Source organism: Erwinia sp. LJJL01, from assembly GCF_047300805.2.
Taxonomy (GTDB): Bacteria; Pseudomonadota; Gammaproteobacteria; order Enterobacterales; family Enterobacteriaceae; genus Erwinia; species Erwinia aphidicola.
This window is the reverse complement of the sequence record NZ_CP178576.1, coordinates 1,295,365-1,314,847: the sequence shown is the minus strand read 5'-3', so window position 1 is coordinate 1,314,847 and position 19,483 is coordinate 1,295,365. Positions and strand designations below refer to the sequence as shown.

21 protein-coding genes are annotated in these 19,483 nt (G+C 59.1%); 4 read left to right on the top strand and 17 right to left on the bottom strand.

From position 1 onward, the window contains the following. Window positions 1–13 precede the first annotated feature (13 nt). The 11 genes from ACLI4M_RS06890 to ACLI4M_RS06840 form a co-directional block, all read right to left on the bottom strand. Window positions 14–160: a hypothetical protein gene (locus tag ACLI4M_RS06890; RefSeq protein ID WP_166643151.1), complete on the bottom strand. Its 147-nt coding sequence runs from the start codon at window positions 158–160 to the stop codon at window positions 14–16. 153 nt (window positions 161–313) lie between these two features. Next, complete coding sequence (locus ACLI4M_RS06885; RefSeq protein WP_133622637.1) at window positions 314–1,300, bottom strand: glutathione S-transferase family protein; 987 nt, start codon at window positions 1,298–1,300, stop codon at window positions 314–316. Window positions 1,301–1,377: 77 nt separating this feature from the next. Next, window positions 1,378–1,767, bottom strand: a complete 390-nt coding sequence (locus ACLI4M_RS06880) for a DoxX family protein (RefSeq protein WP_048917333.1) — start codon at window positions 1,765–1,767, stop codon at window positions 1,378–1,380. 208 nt (window positions 1,768–1,975) lie between these two features. Next, window positions 1,976–2,257: a YqjK-like family protein gene (locus tag ACLI4M_RS06875; protein WP_048917332.1), complete on the bottom strand. Its 282-nt coding sequence runs from the start codon at window positions 2,255–2,257 to the stop codon at window positions 1,976–1,978. Further along, window positions 2,257–2,649, bottom strand: a complete 393-nt coding sequence (locus ACLI4M_RS06870; protein WP_048917331.1) for a phage holin family protein — start codon at window positions 2,647–2,649, stop codon at window positions 2,257–2,259. The genes ACLI4M_RS06875 and ACLI4M_RS06870 overlap by 1 nt, the downstream gene beginning before the upstream one ends. 1 nt (window position 2,650) lies before the next feature. Then, a complete protein-coding gene (locus tag ACLI4M_RS06865; RefSeq protein WP_048917330.1) occupies window positions 2,651–2,956 on the bottom strand; it encodes a DUF883 family protein in 306 nt (101 codons plus the stop codon). Window positions 2,957–2,997: 41 nt separating this feature from the next. Continuing rightward, window positions 2,998–3,366, bottom strand: a complete 369-nt coding sequence (locus tag ACLI4M_RS06860; protein WP_048917329.1) for a DUF1090 domain-containing protein — start codon at window positions 3,364–3,366, stop codon at window positions 2,998–3,000. A gap of 167 nt (window positions 3,367–3,533) precedes the next feature. Further along, window positions 3,534–3,923, bottom strand: a complete 390-nt coding sequence (mzrA, locus tag ACLI4M_RS06855) for an EnvZ/OmpR regulon moderator MzrA (RefSeq protein WP_048917328.1) — start codon at window positions 3,921–3,923, stop codon at window positions 3,534–3,536. Further along, window positions 3,923–4,594 carry a DedA family protein gene (locus ACLI4M_RS06850; RefSeq protein WP_048917327.1) on the bottom strand — a complete coding sequence of 224 codons (672 nt, stop codon included), beginning with the start codon at window positions 4,592–4,594 and terminating at the stop codon, window positions 3,923–3,925. The genes mzrA and ACLI4M_RS06850 overlap by 1 nt, the downstream gene beginning before the upstream one ends. Window positions 4,595–4,909: 315 nt before the next feature. Further along, window positions 4,910–5,686, bottom strand: coding sequence for a transcriptional regulator ExuR (gene exuR, locus ACLI4M_RS06845; protein ID WP_048917326.1), 777 nt, complete (start codon window positions 5,684–5,686; stop codon window positions 4,910–4,912). A gap of 147 nt (window positions 5,687–5,833) precedes the next feature. Further along, window positions 5,834–7,144, bottom strand: a complete 1,311-nt coding sequence (locus ACLI4M_RS06840) for an MFS transporter (RefSeq protein WP_048917325.1) — start codon at window positions 7,142–7,144, stop codon at window positions 5,834–5,836. A gap of 367 nt (window positions 7,145–7,511) precedes the next feature. Between ACLI4M_RS06840 and uxaC the strand changes: the two genes are divergently transcribed. The 3 genes from uxaC to ACLI4M_RS06825 are packed head-to-tail and all read left to right on the top strand — an operon-like array spanning window position 7,512 to window position 11,882. Beyond that, window positions 7,512–8,921 carry a glucuronate isomerase gene (uxaC, locus tag ACLI4M_RS06835; protein WP_133622638.1) on the top strand — a complete coding sequence of 470 codons (1,410 nt, stop codon included), beginning with the start codon at window positions 7,512–7,514 and terminating at the stop codon, window positions 8,919–8,921. A 12-nt stretch (window positions 8,922–8,933) separates the two neighbouring features. Then, complete coding sequence (locus ACLI4M_RS06830; protein WP_133622639.1) at window positions 8,934–10,382, top strand: tagaturonate reductase; 1,449 nt, start codon at window positions 8,934–8,936, stop codon at window positions 10,380–10,382. 9 nt (window positions 10,383–10,391) lie between these two features. After that, window positions 10,392–11,882, top strand: coding sequence for a UxaA family hydrolase (locus tag ACLI4M_RS06825; protein ID WP_048917322.1), 1,491 nt, complete (start codon window positions 10,392–10,394; stop codon window positions 11,880–11,882). A gap of 27 nt (window positions 11,883–11,909) precedes the next feature. On the opposite strand, the gene treC is transcribed toward ACLI4M_RS06825, so the two are convergent. Further along, the gene (gene treC / locus ACLI4M_RS06820) at window positions 11,910–13,571 is read right to left on the bottom strand and encodes an alpha,alpha-phosphotrehalase (protein WP_133622640.1); all 1,662 of its coding nucleotides are present in this window, start codon (window positions 13,569–13,571) and stop codon (window positions 11,910–11,912) included. A gap of 192 nt (window positions 13,572–13,763) precedes the next feature. On the opposite strand from treC, the gene ACLI4M_RS06815 reads away from it, so the two are divergent. Then, on the top strand, window positions 13,764–16,136 hold the full coding sequence (locus ACLI4M_RS06815) for a beta-N-acetylhexosaminidase (protein WP_133622641.1): 2,373 nt from the start codon (window positions 13,764–13,766) through the stop codon (window positions 16,134–16,136). Between the two features lie 90 nt (window positions 16,137–16,226). On the opposite strand, the gene ridA is transcribed toward ACLI4M_RS06815, so the two are convergent. From ridA to argF, 5 genes are all read right to left on the bottom strand, one after another. Continuing rightward, window positions 16,227–16,613 carry a 2-iminobutanoate/2-iminopropanoate deaminase gene (gene ridA / locus ACLI4M_RS06810; protein WP_048917319.1) on the bottom strand — a complete coding sequence of 129 codons (387 nt, stop codon included), beginning with the start codon at window positions 16,611–16,613 and terminating at the stop codon, window positions 16,227–16,229. A 180-nt stretch (window positions 16,614–16,793) separates the two neighbouring features. Continuing rightward, window positions 16,794–17,258: an aspartate carbamoyltransferase regulatory subunit gene (gene pyrI, locus ACLI4M_RS06805; RefSeq protein WP_133622642.1), complete on the bottom strand. Its 465-nt coding sequence runs from the start codon at window positions 17,256–17,258 to the stop codon at window positions 16,794–16,796. Window positions 17,259–17,268: 10 nt separating this feature from the next. Then, window positions 17,269–18,207 (bottom strand): aspartate carbamoyltransferase, encoded by a 939-nt coding sequence (gene pyrB, locus ACLI4M_RS06800; RefSeq protein ID WP_133622643.1) that lies wholly within the window; start codon window positions 18,205–18,207, stop codon window positions 17,269–17,271. A gap of 12 nt (window positions 18,208–18,219) precedes the next feature. After that, window positions 18,220–18,369 carry a hypothetical protein gene (locus ACLI4M_RS06795; protein WP_166643152.1) on the bottom strand — a complete coding sequence of 50 codons (150 nt, stop codon included), beginning with the start codon at window positions 18,367–18,369 and terminating at the stop codon, window positions 18,220–18,222. Window positions 18,370–18,461: 92 nt separating this feature from the next. Then, window positions 18,462–19,472 carry an ornithine carbamoyltransferase gene (gene argF / locus ACLI4M_RS06790; RefSeq protein WP_048917316.1) on the bottom strand — a complete coding sequence of 337 codons (1,011 nt, stop codon included), beginning with the start codon at window positions 19,470–19,472 and terminating at the stop codon, window positions 18,462–18,464. Between the last annotated feature and the right edge of the window lie 11 nt (window positions 19,473–19,483).

Genomic DNA, 19,483 nt, shown 5'->3' with positions numbered 1-19,483 from the left:
GCACGCTGACGGGTCAGGACGCGGGATTATCTGACGCAGCGATCTCCTGGCTATGTTGAATACCGCTGAAGGTTGAAAAAGTCTGATAGTAATAGTGGCCGACAAACGCCACATAGCACAGCATCACGACGGCAAGGCAGAAAGCGAGGGGTTTGATCATGGCTTCTCTCCGGGTTGAAATCTGGCGGATATCCCGCATCAGGCGAATACATCAATAAAGATACGTAAGCGCCAGAGGCGGGAAGTTGTGCCAGATCAAGAAATGGCCGGAGAAGCCGGGAGCGAAAGTTGATTTCGCTCCTTATGTCAAAAATCAGCCAAAGTGACGGTCGCGTCCGTGCGGCTCATCCCAGTCCCAGGCCGGGCCGAGTGAGATCACGCCGCTCGGATTGATGGTTTTGTGGCTGCAGTAGTAGTGATGGCGGATATGCTCAATATTCACCGTCTCGGCCAGGCCCGGCATCTGGTACAGATCGCGCAGGAAACCGTTGAGATTGAGACAGTCGCCGATGCGATGGCGGTCGCACTTAAAGTGGGTGACGTACACCGGGTCGAAGCGCACCAGCGTGGTCCACAGCCGAATATCGGCTTCGGTCAGCTGCTCCCCGGTCAGATAGCGATGCTTGCCGAGGATCGACTCCAGCCGATCCAGCGCGATGAATAGCGCATTCACCGCCTCATCGTAAGCCGCCTGGCTGGTGGCAAATCCTGACTTATACACGCCATTGTTGACGCTGTCGTAGATCCAGGCGTTCAGCTCATCAATTTCTGCCCGCAGGTTTGCCGGATAATAATCGCCGGCGCGCGCGCCTACGCCATCAAATGCGCTGTTCAGCATGCGGATGATATCGGCGGACTCATTGCTCACGATGGTGTGCTGATGTTTATCCCACAGCACCGGCACGGTAACGCGCCCGCTATACTGCGGGTCTGCATGCAGGTAAAGTTGGTAAAGATATTCGTTCTGATACAGGCTGTCGCCGGTAGCAGCAGGGAAATCTTCATCAAACGTCCAGCCGTTCTCCAGCATCAGCGGATGCACCACGGAGACGGTGATCATCTCCTCCAGCCCTTTCAGCTGGCGCATAATCAGCGTGCGGTGCGCCCACGGGCAGGCCAGTGAAACATACAGGTGATAGCGCCCCGCCTCCGCCTGAAATCCACCCTTGCCGTGCGGGCCTGCGCTGCCATCGGCAGTGACCCAGTTGCGAAAGGCCGATTCGGAGCGTTTAAAGCGGCCGCCGGTCGATTTGGTGTCATACCACCGATCGTGCCAGACGCCGTCAATAAGTTGTCCCATACTTCCTCCCTGTGCTGCTGCAAATGAAAAGGGGCGAGGATATGATCCCCGCCCCCGATAAAATCAGTATAGCGAACTTACCACTTCTTACCCAACGCCCGGTCGATGCTGAATGCGCCAGGGCCGGTGATAGCCAGCAGCAGGAAACCGCCTGCAATGCTGACATTTTTCAGGAACATGGTTGAGCCATCAACGGCGAAATTACTGTGCGCCAGAATCGCCGTCAGGATGGTGAACACCGCAGTAATCAGCGCGGTGGTACGGGTGAAAAAGCCAAATACGATAGCCAGACCACCGCCAAACTCCAGCAGCACGGTTAGCGGCACAAACAGCGCCGGAATGCCCATGGAGGCCATAAACTGCTGCGTACCTTCGTAGTTGGTCAGTTTGCCCCAGCCTGCCACAATAAACAGCACAGCCATCAGGATACGCGCCAGTACCATACCGCTATCTTCTAATTTTTTCATGATTACCCCAAACAAGAATTGAAGGTCGTGCAGCAGCCCGACCGAGCTTTTACTTAGGCCTGAGGCGTCTTAAGCGCACACTGCCGTTCGTTGCTGGAGATAATATGCGCGGGATGAAATTATTGTAAGCGAGATAATCTGTCGAAGTTGTTCAAGAAAACTGGTGAGGTGCAGCCGCCGGTTAAGCGCGGCTGTAAAAGCAGAACGATCAACGGCGGGGCAGATAGTTACGCACTACGCGCCAGGTACTCCACAGGCCCAGGCCACGTCGGGCCAGGCGCCCGAGTTTGCGCGGGTTGCGCGCCGACCAGATGGCCATCAGACCACTGCCGAGCGCCAGATAGCGTTTCGCGCTGAGGAGAGCCAGCCAGCCGTGGTCGTAGCGCTCGGTCCGTACGAGCCAGGCTTTACGCCCGGCACTCAGGTCCAGGCGCTGCTGCTGGATCTCCTTCAGCAGCGCCGCCTTTCGGGCTTCACGTTCACGGCTCATCACTCATCCTCCAGCAGCTTGCGGTCTTCCGACAGCTCCTTGCGGGTGGCGCTGAGCAGGGTAGAACGCCGCGATTTTGCCAGCGTCCACAGGCCCAATATCAAGGCCAGAGCGAACAGCACGCCGGTGGTAATGGCAATTGCCATCAGCCGGTATTGTGCATCTACTGCCCAGATAATCAGCACCATCAGGCTCATCAGACCAAACGCGGTGAACAGCATAGTCAGGCCAATCATCAGCAGCATCTGAATCAGATTGGCTTTTTCAGCTTCCAGCTCCACCACCGCCAGACGGATACGGGTTTCAACCATGCCGACCAGCGTGGTGACGATGCGCTGCCCGATGTTAATGACCCCTTTGCCGGGGCCCTGGCTTTGACGGTTATCAGCCATATTAACGACGGGTCAGCAGCACGCCCAGAACCACACCGACAGCAGCACCGATACCCACGCTGGTCCATGGGTTATCGCGCACGTAGACATCGGTGCGCTCTGCTGCTTCACGCGTGGTCTGCGCGATGCGGTCGCCAGAGTCACCCAGGCGGGCACGGGTATCTTTCAGCGCGCTCTGTGCTTTACTGCGCAGCTTATCCAGCTCGGTTTTGGATTTTTCAGTTGAGGAGCTAAGCACTTCTTCCAGCGTGTCAGCCAGGTTTTTCAGCTCGGCGCGCAGATGTTCTGAGGTAGTATCTTTAGACATGGAAAACTCCTTTAATAATATTAAGTAGCGTTGACAGGGCCTTAATAGGGGGCAGCCTGCACTTCCTTCAATTCATGTTGGGCTTCGGCCAGTTTCTTTTCACGCTTGGCGATCTTTTCCTGGTCATCACCGTCCGCAACCTGTTTCAGTTCCTGCTGGCGCTCGGCCACTTTTTGCTGATGCTGCTTAATCTTTTCCTGACGTGCATCTCTCAGGCTGGCATCGCTACAGGTGGCGCGAGTTTCCGTCAGCGCACGTTCCAGTCCGGTGACCCGGCGCTGGTTATCATGCTTTTGCGCAAGGTCGATTTCGTGCTGGATAGACTGCTCTTTCTGCTCGCACAAGGACGCCGCCTGGCTAAAGGTGGCCAGAGCCAGCAGGCTTGCACCGAGGATAATGCGGTATGTCATAGTGGTCGTAACCTTCCTTTGCGCGGATATCGGGATCGAAGATATCGTGTTCCTGAAACAGGGGTGTCGCTATTTACGGCTTATAAAGCATAGACAGAAAACGGCGAAAGCTCAAAAAGAGAGAGGATTCTTAGGGATAGCCCCGCACGAGCGCGGGGCGAGAGGGCTTAGCCGATGGATTGCGTACGCAGGCTGATGCGGTTAATCCAGTTCGATGCACCCTGATTATCCAGCCGTGCGATATCAAATCCGTAAGGCAGCAGTTCACGCAGCACCTTTTCGGCGGCGGCGCTCTGCTCCTGGGAGTCGAACTTGATCACCAGGGAATTCTGCTCCGGCGTGATGCTTTTGATATGGATGCCCTGCGCGTTCAGGCGCTGGTAGACATAAAAGCCGTCGGGCAGGCTGATCCCCTGGCGCGACGCGCGAATTTGCAGGGCGGTATCGCTGCGAAACAGCGCAGGTACCATCGCCAGGCCAAGCAGCGCCACCACTGCCAGCGCCAGCCAGGGAAGCAGCCGCAGCGAGCGTGCGGGCAGTTTAATAAAGTCAGGCATTATGAGTTTCCTTTCTCATTAGAATGTTTTTTGCGCCACAGGACGTAAAGCGAACCAAACAAGCCGAACACCAGCAGCACCAGCGGCAGTAACATCAGGCAGAACATCAGCTGATCTTCATATTTGCGGAAAATCGGCGTCTTACCGAGCGCAAAGCCCATTACGGTCAAAATCAGCACCCACAGCAGGGCGCTCATCCAGTTAAAAAACTGAAAGCGCGCATTGCTCAGGCCAGACAGGCCGGCGATAGTGGGCAGCAGCGTGCGGACGAATGCAATAAAACGGCCAATCAGCAGGGCTGACAGCCCGTGGCGGTGAAACATCTGGTGTGCGCGCTGATGGTACTGCGCCGGCAGATGCGCCAGCCATTTCTGCACGGTGGCGGTGTTGCCCAGCCATCGCCCCTGAATATAGCTGACCCAGCAGCCGAGGCTGGCAGCGGTGGTAAGAATAAATATCGTCAACGGGAAGCTCATGGTGCCTTTGGCAATGAGTACGCCGACCAGAATCAGCAGGCTGTCGCCAGGCAGAAAAGCGGCGGGCAGCAGGCCGTTTTCGAGAAAAAGGATCATAAACAGTACAAAATAGATGGCCCAGACCAGCGTCGGGTCAGCCAGAGTGGCGTAATCCTGTTGCCACAGCGCCTGCACCAGAGATTTGAAAATATCCATTAATCGTCCTGTACACCAAAGTAGGCTCGTCTTACAGCTATTTACACACTTAATTAATCATTTTAGCGGTGCTTTTTGCCATGTAACGAGCGGCTGAACAGCGAAGCCAGTGAAAATCACTGTGCTTTTTGCACCCTGTTGCAAGAGTAAAAAAAGCCAGATAACTGTAACAAAATTACGTAAGCCTGGACAGGAAGAAACACCGGGCCAACGATGTTTTACCGTTGGAATCGGCTGGCAGGAAGGAGTTTTACACAGGCTGACACTATTGAACGTATTTTACTCAATGGGTTAGGCCAGCCTGGATCAAGAGTGCTATTTTTCGTCGTTGGCAGCGGTATCGAGGGTGACCACCGGATTTTCAGCAAACATATAGCGGTCGACGTTAAATTCAAAATCGTCGGTGGTGGCATGAAACAACATCTGCTTGGTGTTTTCCAGGTGCTGCCACATCGCCAGCTTGCTGGCGGCAGGGTCTTTACGCATCAGCGCCTTAAGGATGTTGTCGTGATCTTCACACCAGCTCTCAATCGATTTGTCGTCGATATGCTCGTGCAGCTTCAGCCAGTAAGGATTGTGGCGGCGGTGCAGCCACATCTTTTCGACAATTGCGGCCAGCGCGCTGTTCTGGGTGGAGAGGGCAATCTGCACGTGAAATTTCATATCCCATTCGGAGTCGCGGAAGCGGTCCTCCTTACGGGCCTGTGCCTGAATGTCCATCAGCTGCACAATATCCTGGCGCGTCACCTGCGTGGCGGCAAACTCGGCAATATTGCTTTCAATTAACTGGCGCGCCTGCAAGAGTTCAAACGGACCGAAATGGGCAAATTCAAGATTGCTGTCGGTGTTAACGCGGTTCTGCTGCTGCTGGGAGATGACGTGGATGCCGGAGCCTTTACGCACTTCCACATAGCCTTCCACCTCCAGCATGATGATCGCCTCACGCACCACGGTACGGCTGACGCGCATCTCTTCGGCAATAAAACGTTCGGCGGGCAGCTTGTCGCCCACCTGATAAACACCCTGTTCAAGGCGGCGTTTCAGTTCGGCGGCCAGCTGTTGGTAAAGGCGACGCGAGTCGGTCGGTTCCATGATCCACGCTCCGGTTGAGGACAGGGTGATAATGGAATTTGTTATACCACTTTTGGCGGTGAAGGGTCGACCGAAAAAATGTCGACCCCTGGCATTTGGCGGAGCCGTAGGGGCGGACCCTCTTTTTCGGTCCGCCCGTCATATCAATCACGAATGCTGCGTCACCGCCCCGACCACGCGCTCCTTCTTCTTCTGCTCAAGCTCGGAAATCGGCTGGTTCTTCAGCAGCGTCCAGATCACTATCGCGCCCAGCAGGTCAAACACCGCCAGCGCGGCAAACAGCGGGCTGAAGCCGAGCGTATCCGCCAGCGCCCCGACCACCAGCGCAAATAGGGTGCTGGCCGTCCACGCCGCCATCCCGGTCAGGCCGTTGGCTGTCGCCACTTCATTACGGCCAAACACGTCGGATGAGAGCGTAATCAGCGCGCCGGACAGCGCCTGGTGGGCAAAGCCGCCGACGCACAGCAGCGCAATCGCCGCATACGGGCTGGTAAACAGGCCGATAGTACCGGGGCCGATCATCAGCACCGCGCCCATGGTCACCACCAGCTTGCGTGAGACAATCAGGTTTACGCCAAACACCCGTTGGAAAAACGGCGGCAGGTAGCCCCCAACGATGCAGCCGAGATCGGCGAACAGCATCGGCATCCAGGCAAACATGGCGATCTCTTTCAAATTGAAGCCGTAAGCCTTAAACATAAACAGCGGGATCCACGCGTTGAAGGTGCCCCACGCGGGTTCCGCAAGAAAGCGCGGCAGCGCAATGCCCCAGAACTGGCGGTTGCGCAGGATCTGCCAGGCCGACATCTTTTTACCGTTATTGGTCTGGTGCTGAGCTTCCTGGCCGGAAAGAATGTAGTCGCGCTCCTCCGGGTCGAGCTTCTTCTGGTCTTTCGGATGCTTATAGAACACCAGCCAGCACAGCGCCCAGATCAGGCTCAGCACGCCGGTGATGATAAAGGCCATCTCCCAGCTGTGCGCGACAATCGCCCACACCACCAGCGGGGGAGCAATCATCGCCCCGATGGAAGAGCCAACGTTAAAGTAGCCGACGGCAATCGAACGCTCCTTCGCCGGGAACCACTCGCTGCTGGCCTTCAGCCCGGCGGGGATCATCGCTGCCTCCGCCGCACCGACTGCGCCACGGGCCAGCGCCAGCCCGCCCCAGCTGCCTGCCAGCGCGGTGGCGGCACAGAAAATCGCCCAGATAATTGCAAACATCGCATAGCCAATTTTGGTGCCGAGCACGTCCAGCACGTAGCCCGCCACCGGCTGCATAATGGTGTAACAGGCTGAGTAAGCGGCAACGATATAGGAGTACTGTTGGGTAGTGATATGCAGCTGAGATTCCAGCGTCGGGGCCGCCACCGCAATGGCGTTGCGCGTCAGGTAGCCCAGAATGGTACCGATGGTCACCAGACCGATCATATACCAGCGTAACCCTTTAATTTTACGCATTTAAAACCTCTTCCCGTAATTATTATTGATGTTGCACCCGAGGTGAACACCGCTATCGAGCGGGACGGCTTGCTGCATATCAGCACCCGCACATCAGTGAGAAATCTGTACATAGATTGACAAAACGCCGTCACGATAACTTGTCATACAGATTTAAAAGTTGAATGCCATCACAAAAACCATTTTTGTAATGAGGGATAATAAAATCGCTGAAAAGAGAGCGGGTTAGCCTCTTTTTTGCCGGGTGGAGCGGTTTTGCCGCGATAATTAGTGGTGTTTTTGTGATCGGATTCTCACTATTTATTCAGCGTTCGCCATAATTGGTATGATAACTTTACTGGCATTGTCACAAAGCAGGAGAGACCCTATGTCGCGCTTTATGAGTGAAGATTTTTTACTGGAGAGTGAGTTTTCCCGTCGGCTCTATCACGACTACGCTGCCGACCAGCCGATTTTCGACTATCACTGCCACCTGCCGCCGCAGCAGATTGCCGAAAATTACCGCTTTACCAATCTCTACGATATCTGGCTGAAAGGGGACCACTACAAATGGCGCGCCATGCGCGCCAACGGCGTGCCGGAAGCGTTATGTACCGGGGATGCCAGCGACCGCGCAAAGTTTGACGCCTGGGCGCGCACGGTGCCGGACACCATCGGCAACCCGCTGTACCACTGGACGCACCTGGAGCTGCGCCGCCCGTTTGGCATCACCGACACGCTGCTGTCGCCAAAAACCGCCGATGCTATCTGGCACCAGTGCAACGATTTACTGGCGCAGGATGCCTTCAGCGCGCGCGGCATCATGCAGCAGATGAACGTGAAGATGGTTGGCACCACCGACGATCCGGTTGACGATCTGCGCCACCACCGTGCGCTGGCCGCAGACGGCAGCTTTGCCACCAAAGTTCTGCCGAGCTGGCGGCCGGATAAAGCCTTTAATATCGAAGCGGAAGGGTTCACCGACTATCTGCAAACCCTTGCGGCAGTCTCCGATACCGATATCACGCGCTTTGACGACCTTAAGCGTGCGCTGAAAACGCGCCTCGATCACTTCGCCGCTCACGGCTGTAAGGTGTCGGATCACGCGCTGGACGTGGTGCTGTATGGCGAAGCGGATGAAGCCACGCTGGACGGCATTCTTGCCCGCCGCCTGGCCGGGACTATCCCGCCCGAGTCTGAAGTCGCGCAGTTTAAAACGGCGGTGCTGGTATGGCTGGGCGCAGAATACGCCCGTCGCGGCTGGGTGCAGCAGTATCACATCGGCGCGCTGCGCAATAACAACCGCCGCCAGCTGCAGCTGCTGGGGCCGGACGTCGGCTTCGACTCAATTAACGACCGCCCGCTGGCGGAGCCGCTGTCGAAACTGCTGGATGCGCAGAACCGCGATAACGCGCTGCCGAAAACCATCCTTTACTGCCTCAACCCGCGTGATAACGAGGTGCTGGCGACCATGGCCGGAAACTTCCAGGGCGAAGGGCAGCCGGGCAAGATGCAGTTTGGTTCCGCCTGGTGGTTCAACGACCAGAAGGACGGCATGGAGCGGCAGATGACCCAGCTGGCGCAGATGGGCCTGCTGAGCCGCTTTGTCGGCATGCTGACCGACAGCCGCAGCTTCCTCTCCTACACGCGCCACGAATATTTCCGCCGCCTGCTGTGCCAGATGATCGGCCGCTGGGTAGAAAAAGGCGAAGCGCCGGGCGATATCGCGCTGCTGGGCGAAATGGTGCAGAACATCTGCTTTAACAACGCCCGCGACTACTTCGCCATCGAGCTGTAAGGAGAGGTGCACATGCAGCAGCTGAACCGCCGCGATTTTCCGGGGCGTCACTATCCCGAGCGCATTATCCAGTTCGGGGAGGGCAACTTCTTACGCGCCTTTATCGACTGGCAGATCGATCTGCTCAACCAGCACAGCGATCTCGATGCCGGGATCGTGGTGGTCAGGCCGCGCAGCAGCCACAGCCCGCGCAGCCTGAATCATCAGGACGGGCTGTATACCACGCTGATCCGCGGCATCAATGCGCAGGGTGAAGTGGTGAGCGAACCGCGGTTGATCCGCTCGCTGAATCGTGAGATCCAGCCGGCAGAACAGTTTGCCGAGTTTCTGGCGCTGGCGCGCGATCCGCTGCTGCGTGTTGTGGTTTCCAATACCACCGAAGCGGGGATCTACTTTGACCCGCAGGATCGGCTGGACGCCGCACCGCCCGTCAGCTTCCCGGCGAAGCTGACGCGGTTGCTGTTTGAGCGCTGGCAGCACTTTGACGGCGCGGCGGACAAGGGCTGGGTGATGCTGCCCTGTGAACTGATCGACGATAACGGCGCCGCGCTGCTGAGCTGCGTGCGGCAAACCGCGCAGCACTGGCAGCTGCCCGCCGCCTTTATGCAGTGGGTTGAGCAACACAACCTCTTTTGCTCCACGCTGGTGGACCGCATTGTTACCGGCTACCCCGACGATGCCGCCGGGGTACAGGCCGAACTGGGCTATCGCGACGACTACCTGGTGGCGGGGGAGGTCTATTACCAGCTGGTGATCCAGGGGCCGCCAGCGCTGGCCGACGAGCTGCGGCTCGACAGCCTGGCGCTGAATATCCGCCTGGTGGACAACATCAAACCCTATAAAGAGCGCAAGGTGGCGATCCTCAACGGCGCGCACACCGCCATGGTGCCGGTGGCGTTTCTGGCCGGGCTGGAGGCGGTGGGAGAAGCGATGGACGACAGCGCGCTGGCGCAGTTTGTTGAGCGCACGCTGCGTGATGAGATTATCCCGACGCTGGCGCAGCCGCGTGACGAGCTGAATGCGTTTGCCGATGCGGTGCTGAGCCGCTTTCGCAATCCCTATATTCGCCACTCGCTCAGCGCCATCGCGCTGAACGGCATGACCAAATTCCGCACCCGCCTGCTGCCCGCGCTGCTGTGGCAGATCGCCCGGCACGGCCAGCCGTCACCGCGCCTCAGCTTCGCGCTGGCGGCGCTGCTGGCTTACTACCGCGGTGAACGGGCGGGCGTGCGCTACAGCCTGCAGGATGACGCGCACTGGCTGCAGCGCTTCGCCACGCTGTGGCCGCAGGTTGAGTGCCGCGACATTCCTCTCGAACGGCTGGTCGCCGAGGTGCTGAGCGATGCGGCGCACTGGGGGCAGGATTTAACCAGGTTACCGGGGCTGGCGGCGCAGGTTACCGCTCACTTACACCACATCAACACGCTCGGGATGCGCGCCGCGCTGGCGCAGCTGAACTAAGGCCGATACATGCAAAGCATCATTAAGATCCACAGCCTCGACAATGTTGCCGTGGCGCTGCGCGACCTGCAGGAAGGGGAGAGCATCAGCGAGGGTGAGCAGCCGCTGGTGCTGAAACAGGCGGTTGGGCGCGGGCATAAATTTGCGCTGCAGCCGCTGGCCGGGGGCGAGCTGGTGGTGAAGTACGGCCTGCCTATCGGCCATGCTACCCAGCCGATCGCCGCCGGGGAGATTATCCACTCGCACAATGCGCGCACCAATCTCAACGATCTCGACGACTATCATTATCAGCCTGCTTTCGCTACGCTGCCGCCGCAGGCTGCGGACCGTGAAGTGCAGATTTACCGCCGTGCCAGCGGGGAGGTGGGGATCCGCAACGAGCTGTGGATCCTGCCGACGGTAGGCTGCGTCAACGGCATTGCGCGCCAGATCCTGCAACGCTTCCTGAAAGAGACGGATAACGCGGCGGATATCGACGGCGTGCATCTGTTCAGCCATCCGTTCGGCTGCTCACAGCTCGGGCAGGATCATGAAAACACCCGCACCATGCTGCAAAACATGGTGCGCCATCCGAACGCCGGCGCGGTGCTGGTGATTGGGCTGGGGTGTGAAAACAATCAGGTGGACGTGTTTCGCCAGACGCTGGGCGAGTTCGACCCGCAGCGCGTGAGCTTTATGATCTGCCAGCAGCAGGACGACGAGGTGGAAGCGGGGCTGGAGCGGCTGCACCAGCTGTACGCCGTGATGCGCCACGACAAGCGTCAGCCGGGGCGGCTCAGCGAGCTGAAGTTCGGCCTTGAGTGCGGCGGTTCCGACGGCCTGTCCGGCATCACCGCGAACCCGCTGCTCGGGCGTTTCTCCGACCAGATGATCGCCAACGGCGGCACCACGGTGCTGACCGAAGTGCCGGAGATGTTTGGTGCGGAGCGCATCCTGATGAGCCGCTGCCGCGACGAAGCGACCTTCGCCAGTACCGTCCGCATGATCAACGACTTCAAACGCTATTTTATCGCCCACAACCAGCCGATTTATGAGAACCCGTCACCGGGCAATAAAGCGGGCGGTATCACCACGCTGGAGGAGAAGTCGCTGGGCTGCACGCAGAAAGCCGGGCAGAGCCAGGTGGTGGACGTGCTGAAGTACGGTGAGCGCCTGCAACAGCCGGGGTTAAACCTGCTCAGCGCGCCGGGTAATGATGCGGTTGCCACCAGCGCGCTGGCGGGAGCGGGCTGTCATATGGTGCTGTTCAGCACCGGGCGCGGAACGCCTTACGGCGGCTTTGTGCCGACGGTAAAGCTGGCGACCAACAGCGAACTGGCGGCGAAGAAGCCGCACTGGATTGATTTCGATGCCGGGCAGCTGATCCACGGCACGCCGATGCCCGAACTGCTGGCGCAGTTTGTCGATACCATTGTGGCGATCGCCAACGGCCGTCAGACGCGCAACGAAGTGAACGATTTCCGCGAGCTGGCGATATTTAAGAGTGGGGTCACGCTATAGGGGCAAGGGCCGGCCCCACCCAGACCCTTACGCTGTTTTCTGATACCACCACACGGCTTCCCACGGCCGCAGCATCACTTCGCCCGGCGTGACGTGGGTGTCCGGGTAATTACTGATCAACACCTCCCAGTGGCCGCTGTAGGCAGGCGGATGCCACACCTGCGTGTCGCCGCTGAAGTTAGTGGCCACCACCAGCGTCTCCCCCGCTATGCGGCGGCAATAACACCACAGCCGCGGATGGTCGGGCAGCAGGTCGAGATAGTCGCCAAACGTCAGAATGGCATAGCGTTTGCGCAGGGCGATCAGCTTTTGGTAGCAGTAAAACACCGAATTCTCGTCATCCAGCGCCGCCGCAGCATTCACCGTGGTGAAGTTGTCGCTCATGCCAATCCACGGCGTGCCGCTGCTGAAGCCGGCGTTCTCGCTGCTGTCCCACTGCATCGGCGTGCGCCCGTTATCGCGCGATTTGCTGGCGAGGATAGCCAGCAAATTGTCGCTGTCGCGCCCCTGCGCTCGCAGCTCGGCGTACATGTTGTGGCTCTCAATATCGCGGTAATCAATGATGCGGGTGAAGTGCGGATTGGTCATGCCCAGCTCCTCCCCCTGGAAGATATAGGGCGTGCCCTGCATCCCGTGCAGCGCCAGCGCCATCAGCTTGGCGGACTCCACCCGATACTGCGTTTCGTCGCCCCAGCGTGACACCACGCGCGGCTGGTCGTGATTACACCAGAACAGCGCATTCCACGCCTGATTGTGCATGCCCTGCTGCCAGTGGGTAAAAATCGCCTTCAGCGCCACCAGATCGAGCGAGGTAAGCGTCCACTTCTGGCCGTGATAAAAATCCACTTCGACATGATCGAAGCTGAACACCATCGACAGCTCTTCCCCGCTCAGCGCCCCGTACTGCTGGCAGTGCTCCAGCGTGGCGGACGACATCTCGCCGACCGTCACCAGCTGGCGCGGGCGGAACACCTCGCGGCTCATCTCCTGCATAAACTCATGAATGCGCGGACCGTCGGTATACAGGCGCAGCCCGTCCCCGCCGGGGTCATCGGCAAAATCCTGCTGCTTGGAAACCAGGTTAATCACGTCGAGACGCAGCCCGTCGATGCCGCGATCGGCCCAGAAGTTCACCACCTGCTTCAGTTCGGCGCGTAAGTTTTCATTCTCCCAGTTCAGCTCGGCCTGCTCGGGCGCCCACAGATGCATATAGTACTGGCCGCTCTCCGGATGCCAGCGCCAGGCGCTACCGCCAAACTTCGACAGCCAGTTATTGGGCTGCTGCTGCGGGGTGCCGTCGCGCCAGATATAGTAGGAGCGGTAAGGGCTGCCCGGATCGAGCGCCTCATGGAACCAGTGATGCTGGGTCGAGCTGTGGTTAAACACCATATCGAGGATAATACGCATCCCGCGCCGGTGGGTCTCCGCCACCAGATTGTCGAAGTCGTTCAGCGTGCCAAACTGCGGATCGATGGCGGTGTAGTTCGCCACGTCATAGCCGTTATCCACCTGCGGCGAAAGGTAGAAGGGCGTCAGCCAGATGGCATCGACGCCCAGCGTTTGCAGGTAATCCAGCCGCTGGATGACCCCTGCTAAATCCCCGGTCCCGCTGCCGGTGGTGTCCTGAAAACTCTTGGGATAGATTTGATAAATCACGCCATTCTGCCACCAGGGTGGGATCTTATGCATCGCTCAGTCCGGAGAGTTGTGGGTTAGGCTGATGGGATAAGCGTAGCCAGTGTCTGGCTAACCCGCACCCTCTGTCAGGGGGTTTTAGCTGACAAAGTTAAAAGGTCGCGCTGGCGCAGCTTTTCAGGAGTGTAACTTGATGTAAGCCGCGAATTATGTTTTAAGGGAACACCATTATTAAAGGATCTTAATATGCCCTGGTCACTGCCGCGCGCGCTGCTTGTCTGCTCCCTGTTCCTGCCATTTTCTGTTCTTTCAGCACCTGCGGGCGATCTCCCGCTGATGCCGTGGCCGCAGCAGGTGGAGCAGCCGCAGGACGGCGGTAGCCTGGCGCTGACCACGCCGCTGGAGGTGCGTGTTAGCGGCGACGACCTGAGCGAAGCGCTGCCGCGCTGGCAGCTACGGCTGGCAAGCCAGACCGGCAATCCGCGCCTGCCGGTCTCCAGCAGCGCCACCCTGCTGACCATCAACATTGCGCGCAAGGTGGCCCCTACGCCGCAGCCGGACAGCGATGAGAGCTACCGGCTGACGGTGAACGGCGCCGGGATACAGCTCGACGCTGAGACGCGTTTTGGCGCGATGCGCGGCATGGAGACCCTGCTGCAGCTGGTGCATAACGGCGCGCTGCCGCTGGTCACCATCAACGACCGCCCGCGCTTCCCGTGGCGCGGTATGCTGATCGACTCTGCGCGCCACTTCCTGCCCATTGAGACGCTAAAGCGTCAGATCGACGGCATTGCCGCCGCAAAGATGAACGTGTTCCACTGGCATCTGACGGACGATCAGGGCTGGCGCTTCGCCTCCAGCCACTACCCGCAGCTGCAGGAAAAGGCCAGCGACGGCCTGTGGTACAGCCAGCAGCAGATGCGCGATATCGTCAGCTATGCCAGCGAGCGCGGCGTGCGCGTGGTGCCGGAGATCGACTTCCCGGGCCATGCTTCGGCGCTGGCGGTAGCGATGCCGCAGCTGATATCGGCGCCGGGACCGTATCAGATGGAGCGCGGCTGGGGGGTATTCAAGCCGCTGCTCGACCCGTCTAATGAGCAGGTCTATCAGTTTATCGACACGCTGGTGGGTGAAGTGGCGGCCATCTTCCCCGACCCCTATATCCATATCGGCGGCGATGAGGTCGATGCCAGCCAGTGGAACAGCTCTGAGTCTATCCGGCAGTTTATGCAGCAGCAGAGGCTGAAGGATGCCCATGCGCTGCAGGCGTACTTTAATCAGCGCGTGGAGAAGATCCTCGAAAAGCATCGGCGCCAGATGGTCGGCTGGGATGAGATCTATCACCCCGACCTGCCACGCAGCATTGTGATCCAGTCCTGGCAGGGGCCGGATGCGCTGGGCGAGGTGGCGAAAAACGACTATCGCGGCATTCTCTCCACCGGCTTCTATCTCGACCAGGCGCAGCCCGCCAGCTATCACTACCGTAATGAAGTGTGGCCACAGGGGCTGAAGGGCGCAGATCGGCTGCAGGACAAAGAGGTGGCCCAGAGCTGGCAGTTCACGCTGCCGCGCCTTAAGGGTAAGCCGCTGAGCGGAAGCTTTACGCTGATTGACGCCGTCGGCGGCTGGCGCGGCTTTATTGATTTCGACGGGCGTTCACGCCGCATGGTGCGTGATGTGCGCTGGCTGGCGCCGAATCAGTTCACCTTCCGCGTCGACAGCTGGATGGGGGAGCTGCAGCCGACCCTCAGCGTGACGGGGGACAAAATAAGCGGCTACTGGCGCATTGGCAACGTGCGCTATCCGACGGCGGGCAGCCGCCTGGCACAGACGCCGCCCGGCATTGCGCCTCCGGTGCCCGACGAGGCGCAGCTGCGCAATAATCTGCTGGGTGGCGAAGCCGCCCTGTGGGCCGAAATGGTTGATGAGAGCGTGATTGATGTGCGCCTGTGGCCCCGCGCTTTTGTGGTGGGTGAGCGCCTGTGGTCGGCGCAGGACGTCAACAACGTGCAGAACATGTACCGACGGCTGGCGGCGGTCGACAGCTGGTCGGTGGTGTCGGTCGGGCTACAGCAGCACGCGCAGGCGCAGCTGCAAATGACCCGGCTGGCGAACAGCAGCGACATCATCCCCCTGCAGATTTTTGCCGAGGCGCTGGAGCCCGCGCAGTGGTATACCCGCCAGCACCTGAAATATCAGGCCGGGCACTACATGCTGGCCGAACCCTTTAATCGCCTGGCCGATATCCTGCCGGCGGAGAGCGATAAAGTGCGCGAACTGGACCATCAGGTCGATGCCCTGATCGTCAATCGCGGCGACCGTCAGGCGCTGCAGGCGATTCGCCATCAGCTCAGAGCGTGGCAGCAAAATATCCCGCAGGTGGAGCCGCTGCTGGCGCAAAACCCACAGCTGCGGCCACTGCTGCCGGTGGCGGGACAGGTGGCGGCGATCAGTCAGATGGGGCTGTCACTGCTGGATGCGATGGAGTCGGAGCGAACCTTCGGCGCACGCGAAGTGGCGAAGATGCATCAGCTGCTGGACCAGGCGGCACTCACGCAGGATGAAGTGGTGATTGCGCTGGTCTATCCGATTGAGAAATTATTGCGCTACGGGAAATAACTGCGGGTCGATCGCTGATCGACCCCTACAAACAGACGCCCGGAGGGTCGATCGTTGATCGACCCCTACAAACAGACGCATGCGCGCCGCTTAACGGCGAACGGCAATCGCTTCGATTTCGATTTTCACATCTTTTGGCAGGCGCGCCACTTCCACACAGGAACGTGCAGGGAAGCTGGCGTTGTGCTCAGTGAAGAACGCTTCGTAAGTGGCATTAACGGTAGCAAAGTCGTTGAGATCCTTAACGAACACCGTGGTTTTCACGATATCGCCCACTTTCAGACCGGCTGCTTCCACAATGGCCTGCACGTTTTCCAGCGACTGGCGCGCCTGTGCAGCGATATCGTCGGCAACCGCGCCGGTTTTTGGATCGACCGGGATCTGGCCGGAAGTGATGATCATACTGCCAAGATCGACACCCTGAACGTAAGGTCCGATGGCGGCTGGCGCATTTTCCGTACTGATTTCACGCGACATAGTTTCTCCTGAAGGTGTTTGTTAGGGGGATTGCGGGTCGGGCATGCCCGACCCCTACAAAACGCAATTCTCCGTAGGGGTGAGGCATGCCTCGCCCTGTATTTACCGGGCATGCCTCGCCCTGGTATTTACCGGGCACGTGGAACATCCTGCCCACGCAACACGGCAATTGCAATGGGGTTAATCGCTGGCCATCACCACATGGTGCGCGAACTCTTTCTCACAGTATTTGCACTTCAGGTGCAGCTCGTGCTGGCGCTGTTTCACCGCGAAGCTGGAAAACACCGGCTCGCTGCGGCTGATGCAGTTGCTGTTCGGGCAGGTCAGGACGCGCTCGATGCGATCCGGCAGGGTCGGCGCTATCTTCGCCACCACATTGTAATCGTCGATGCGGTTCACGGTGGCATGCGGCGCATACACCGCCAGCTGGTTCACCTGGTCGTCGGTCAGGAAGGTATTTTCAATCTTGATCAGGTCTTTACGCCCCATCTCGCCCGACGGCAGATTAAGGCCGATGGTGATGCGCTGGTCGGTTTCCGTCAGGCGGAACAGCGACAGCAGCTTAAAGCCGATTTGCGCCGGGATATGGTCAATCACCGTGCCGCGTTTGATTGCTTCAACCTGTAATTTATTATCTTGCGTCATGATTATCCCCTTACAGAGTCGCTTCGCTGTTCAGTACCAGCGCCAGAAGTGCCTGACGCGCATAAATGCCGTTGCCGGCCTGCTGGAAGTACCAGGCGTGCGGCGTGGCGTCGACGTCAGTATCAATTTCATCAATGCGCGGCAGCGGGTGCAGTACCTTCATGTTGTCGCGCGCGCCCGCCAGATCGGCAGCACGCAGGATAAACTGCGCCTTCACGTTGGCGTATTCCGACGGATCCAGACGCTCTTTCTGCACGCGGGTCATATAGAGAATATCGACCTGCGGCACCACCTCTTCGATGCTGTCATGACGCGTCCAGACAATGCCTTTCTCATCGAGCATATCGGTGATGTAGGCCGGCATTGCCAGCGCATCCGGGGCGATAAAGTAGAAGCGGTTGCCGTCAAACTTTGCCAGCGCCTGCGCCAGCGAGTGCACGGTACGGCCATACTTCAGGTCGCCGACCATTGCCACGTTGAGGTTGCTCAGGCGGCCCTGGGTCTCCTGAATGGTGAACAGGTCGAGCAGCGTCTGGGTCGGGTGCTGGTTAGCGCCATCGCCGGCGTTGAGGATCGGCACGCCGCCGGAGAACTCGGTCGCCAGGCGTGCGGCCCCTTCCTGCGGATGACGCATCACAATGGCATCAACGTAGGTGCCAATCACCGAAATGGTATCCGCCAGGGTTTCGCCTTTCTTGCCCAGCGAGGTGTTGCCACCGTCGGCAAAACCGACCACCGACGCGCCAAGGCGATGCATGGCGGTTTCAAACGACAGGCGGGTACGGGTGGAGGCCTCAAAGAAGCAGCTGGCAATCACGTTATGCTTCAGCAGCTCCGGCTGCGGGTTGGCCTTCAGGCTGGCGGCGGTACGCAGCACCAGCTCCAGCTCGTCACGGTTGAGATCGTTAATTGAAATAATATGTTTGTGATAGAGCGGGTTAGCGGCCATTTTCACTCTCCTCTACGCGTGCGGGGCTGAAATTCGGGCAAAAAAAAGCCCCTCAATGAGGGGCTTTTCCTGATGATCGGGAGTGCCACGGAAGGAAAAAGCATGCTGCCCGCCACGATTACGGCGCGTCAGTTCGGCATTTTTCTGGCTGGTTATTTTCATGCATCCTCCCGGCAAACGGGGTGCATTATACGCATTCACCTGGCGGCGGCAAGCGAAAATCGCCGCGCAGGTAATCGTTTGCCCTGGCGGATTTAGCCGGGCTGCGCCAGGGTCGCCACCATCACTGCCTTGATGGTGTGCAGACGGTTTTCCGCCTGATCAAACACCACGCTGTGCGCGGATTCAAACACCTCGTCCGTCACTTCCATGCCGCCGTGCAGATCGTACTGCTGCGCCATCTGCTGGCCGAGCGTGGTCTGGTCGTCGTGGAACGCAGGCAGGCAGTGCAGGAACTTCACCTGCGGGTTGCCGGTAGCCTGCAGCATCGCCATATTGACCTGGTAAGGGCGCAGCAGGGCAATACGCTCCTGCCACACCTCTTTCGGCTCGCCCATCGACACCCAGACGTCGGTATAGATAAAGTCGGCACCTTTGACCGCCGCGTGAATATCGGCCGTCAGGGTGATTTTGCCGCCGGTTTTCTCCGCCACCTTGCGGCACTCGGCGACCAGCTCTGCGTCCGGCCAGCAGCTTTCCGGCGCGGCGAGGCGCAGGTCGATGCCCATCAGCGCGGCGGCTTCCAGCAGGGTGTTACCCATATTGTTGTGAGTATCGCCGACGTAGGTCAGCGTCATCTGGCTGAACGCTTTTTCCGGCAGATGTTCCTGCATGGTCAGCAGGTCGGCCAGCAGCTGGGTAGGGTGGAACTCGTTAGTCAGCCCGTTCCATACCGGCACGCCGGCATGTTCAGCCAGCGACTCCACCAGCGCCTGGCCGTGGCCGCGATACTGGATGGCATGGTACATGCGGCCCAGCACGCGGGCGGTATCCTTCATCGACTCTTTATGGCCTATCTGGCTGCCGCTCGGGCCAAGATAGGTGACGTTGGCGCCCTGATCGAATGCGGCAACTTCGAAAGAGCATCGGGTACGGGTCGAGTCTTTTTCGAAGATGAGCGCAATATTCTTGCCTTTCAGGTGCTGAATTTCTTCGCCATTTTTCTTGTCAGTCTTCAGCGTGGCCGCCAGCGCCAGCAGGCCGGTGATTTCAGCGGGAGTGAAATCCAGCAGCCTGAGAAAGTGACGGTGATATAAGTGACTCATAACGCACTCCG

What these genes read in the sequence shown, in the direction of transcription:
- treC (WP_133622640.1), bottom strand. Translation starts at nt 13,571, where the DNA reads ATGCATAAGATCCCACCCTGGTGGCAGAATGGCGTGATTTATCAAATC.
- ACLI4M_RS06890 (WP_166643151.1), bottom strand. Translation starts at nt 160, where the DNA reads ATGATCAAACCCCTCGCTTTCTGCCTTGCCGTCGTGATGCTGTGCTAT.
- ACLI4M_RS06795 (WP_166643152.1), bottom strand. Translation starts at nt 18,369, where the DNA reads ATGAAAATAACCAGCCAGAAAAATGCCGAACTGACGCGCCGTAATCGT.
- pyrI (WP_133622642.1), bottom strand. Translation starts at nt 17,258, where the DNA reads ATGACGCAAGATAATAAATTACAGGTTGAAGCAATCAAACGCGGCACG.
- ridA (WP_048917319.1), bottom strand. Translation starts at nt 16,613, where the DNA reads ATGTCGCGTGAAATCAGTACGGAAAATGCGCCAGCCGCCATCGGACCT.
- ACLI4M_RS06815 (WP_133622641.1), top strand. Translation starts at nt 13,764, where the DNA reads ATGCCCTGGTCACTGCCGCGCGCGCTGCTTGTCTGCTCCCTGTTCCTG.
- uxaC (WP_133622638.1), top strand. Translation starts at nt 7,512, where the DNA reads ATGTCGCGCTTTATGAGTGAAGATTTTTTACTGGAGAGTGAGTTTTCC.
- ACLI4M_RS06865 (WP_048917330.1), bottom strand. Translation starts at nt 2,956, where the DNA reads ATGTCTAAAGATACTACCTCAGAACATCTGCGCGCCGAGCTGAAAAAC.
- ACLI4M_RS06880 (WP_048917333.1), bottom strand. Translation starts at nt 1,767, where the DNA reads ATGAAAAAATTAGAAGATAGCGGTATGGTACTGGCGCGTATCCTGATG.
- ACLI4M_RS06875 (WP_048917332.1), bottom strand. Translation starts at nt 2,257, where the DNA reads ATGAGCCGTGAACGTGAAGCCCGAAAGGCGGCGCTGCTGAAGGAGATC.
- pyrB (WP_133622643.1), bottom strand. Translation starts at nt 18,207, where the DNA reads ATGGCCGCTAACCCGCTCTATCACAAACATATTATTTCAATTAACGAT.
- mzrA (WP_048917328.1), bottom strand. Translation starts at nt 3,923, where the DNA reads ATGCCTGACTTTATTAAACTGCCCGCACGCTCGCTGCGGCTGCTTCCC.
- ACLI4M_RS06840 (WP_048917325.1), bottom strand. Translation starts at nt 7,144, where the DNA reads ATGCGTAAAATTAAAGGGTTACGCTGGTATATGATCGGTCTGGTGACC.
- ACLI4M_RS06850 (WP_048917327.1), bottom strand. Translation starts at nt 4,594, where the DNA reads ATGGATATTTTCAAATCTCTGGTGCAGGCGCTGTGGCAACAGGATTAC.
- ACLI4M_RS06870 (WP_048917331.1), bottom strand. Translation starts at nt 2,649, where the DNA reads ATGGCTGATAACCGTCAAAGCCAGGGCCCCGGCAAAGGGGTCATTAAC.
- ACLI4M_RS06885 (WP_133622637.1), bottom strand. Translation starts at nt 1,300, where the DNA reads ATGGGACAACTTATTGACGGCGTCTGGCACGATCGGTGGTATGACACC.
- argF (WP_048917316.1), bottom strand. Translation starts at nt 19,472, where the DNA reads ATGAGTCACTTATATCACCGTCACTTTCTCAGGCTGCTGGATTTCACT.
- exuR (WP_048917326.1), bottom strand. Translation starts at nt 5,686, where the DNA reads ATGGAACCGACCGACTCGCGTCGCCTTTACCAACAGCTGGCCGCCGAA.
- ACLI4M_RS06825 (WP_048917322.1), top strand. Translation starts at nt 10,392, where the DNA reads ATGCAAAGCATCATTAAGATCCACAGCCTCGACAATGTTGCCGTGGCG.
- ACLI4M_RS06830 (WP_133622639.1), top strand. Translation starts at nt 8,934, where the DNA reads ATGCAGCAGCTGAACCGCCGCGATTTTCCGGGGCGTCACTATCCCGAG.
- ACLI4M_RS06860 (WP_048917329.1), bottom strand. Translation starts at nt 3,366, where the DNA reads ATGACATACCGCATTATCCTCGGTGCAAGCCTGCTGGCTCTGGCCACC.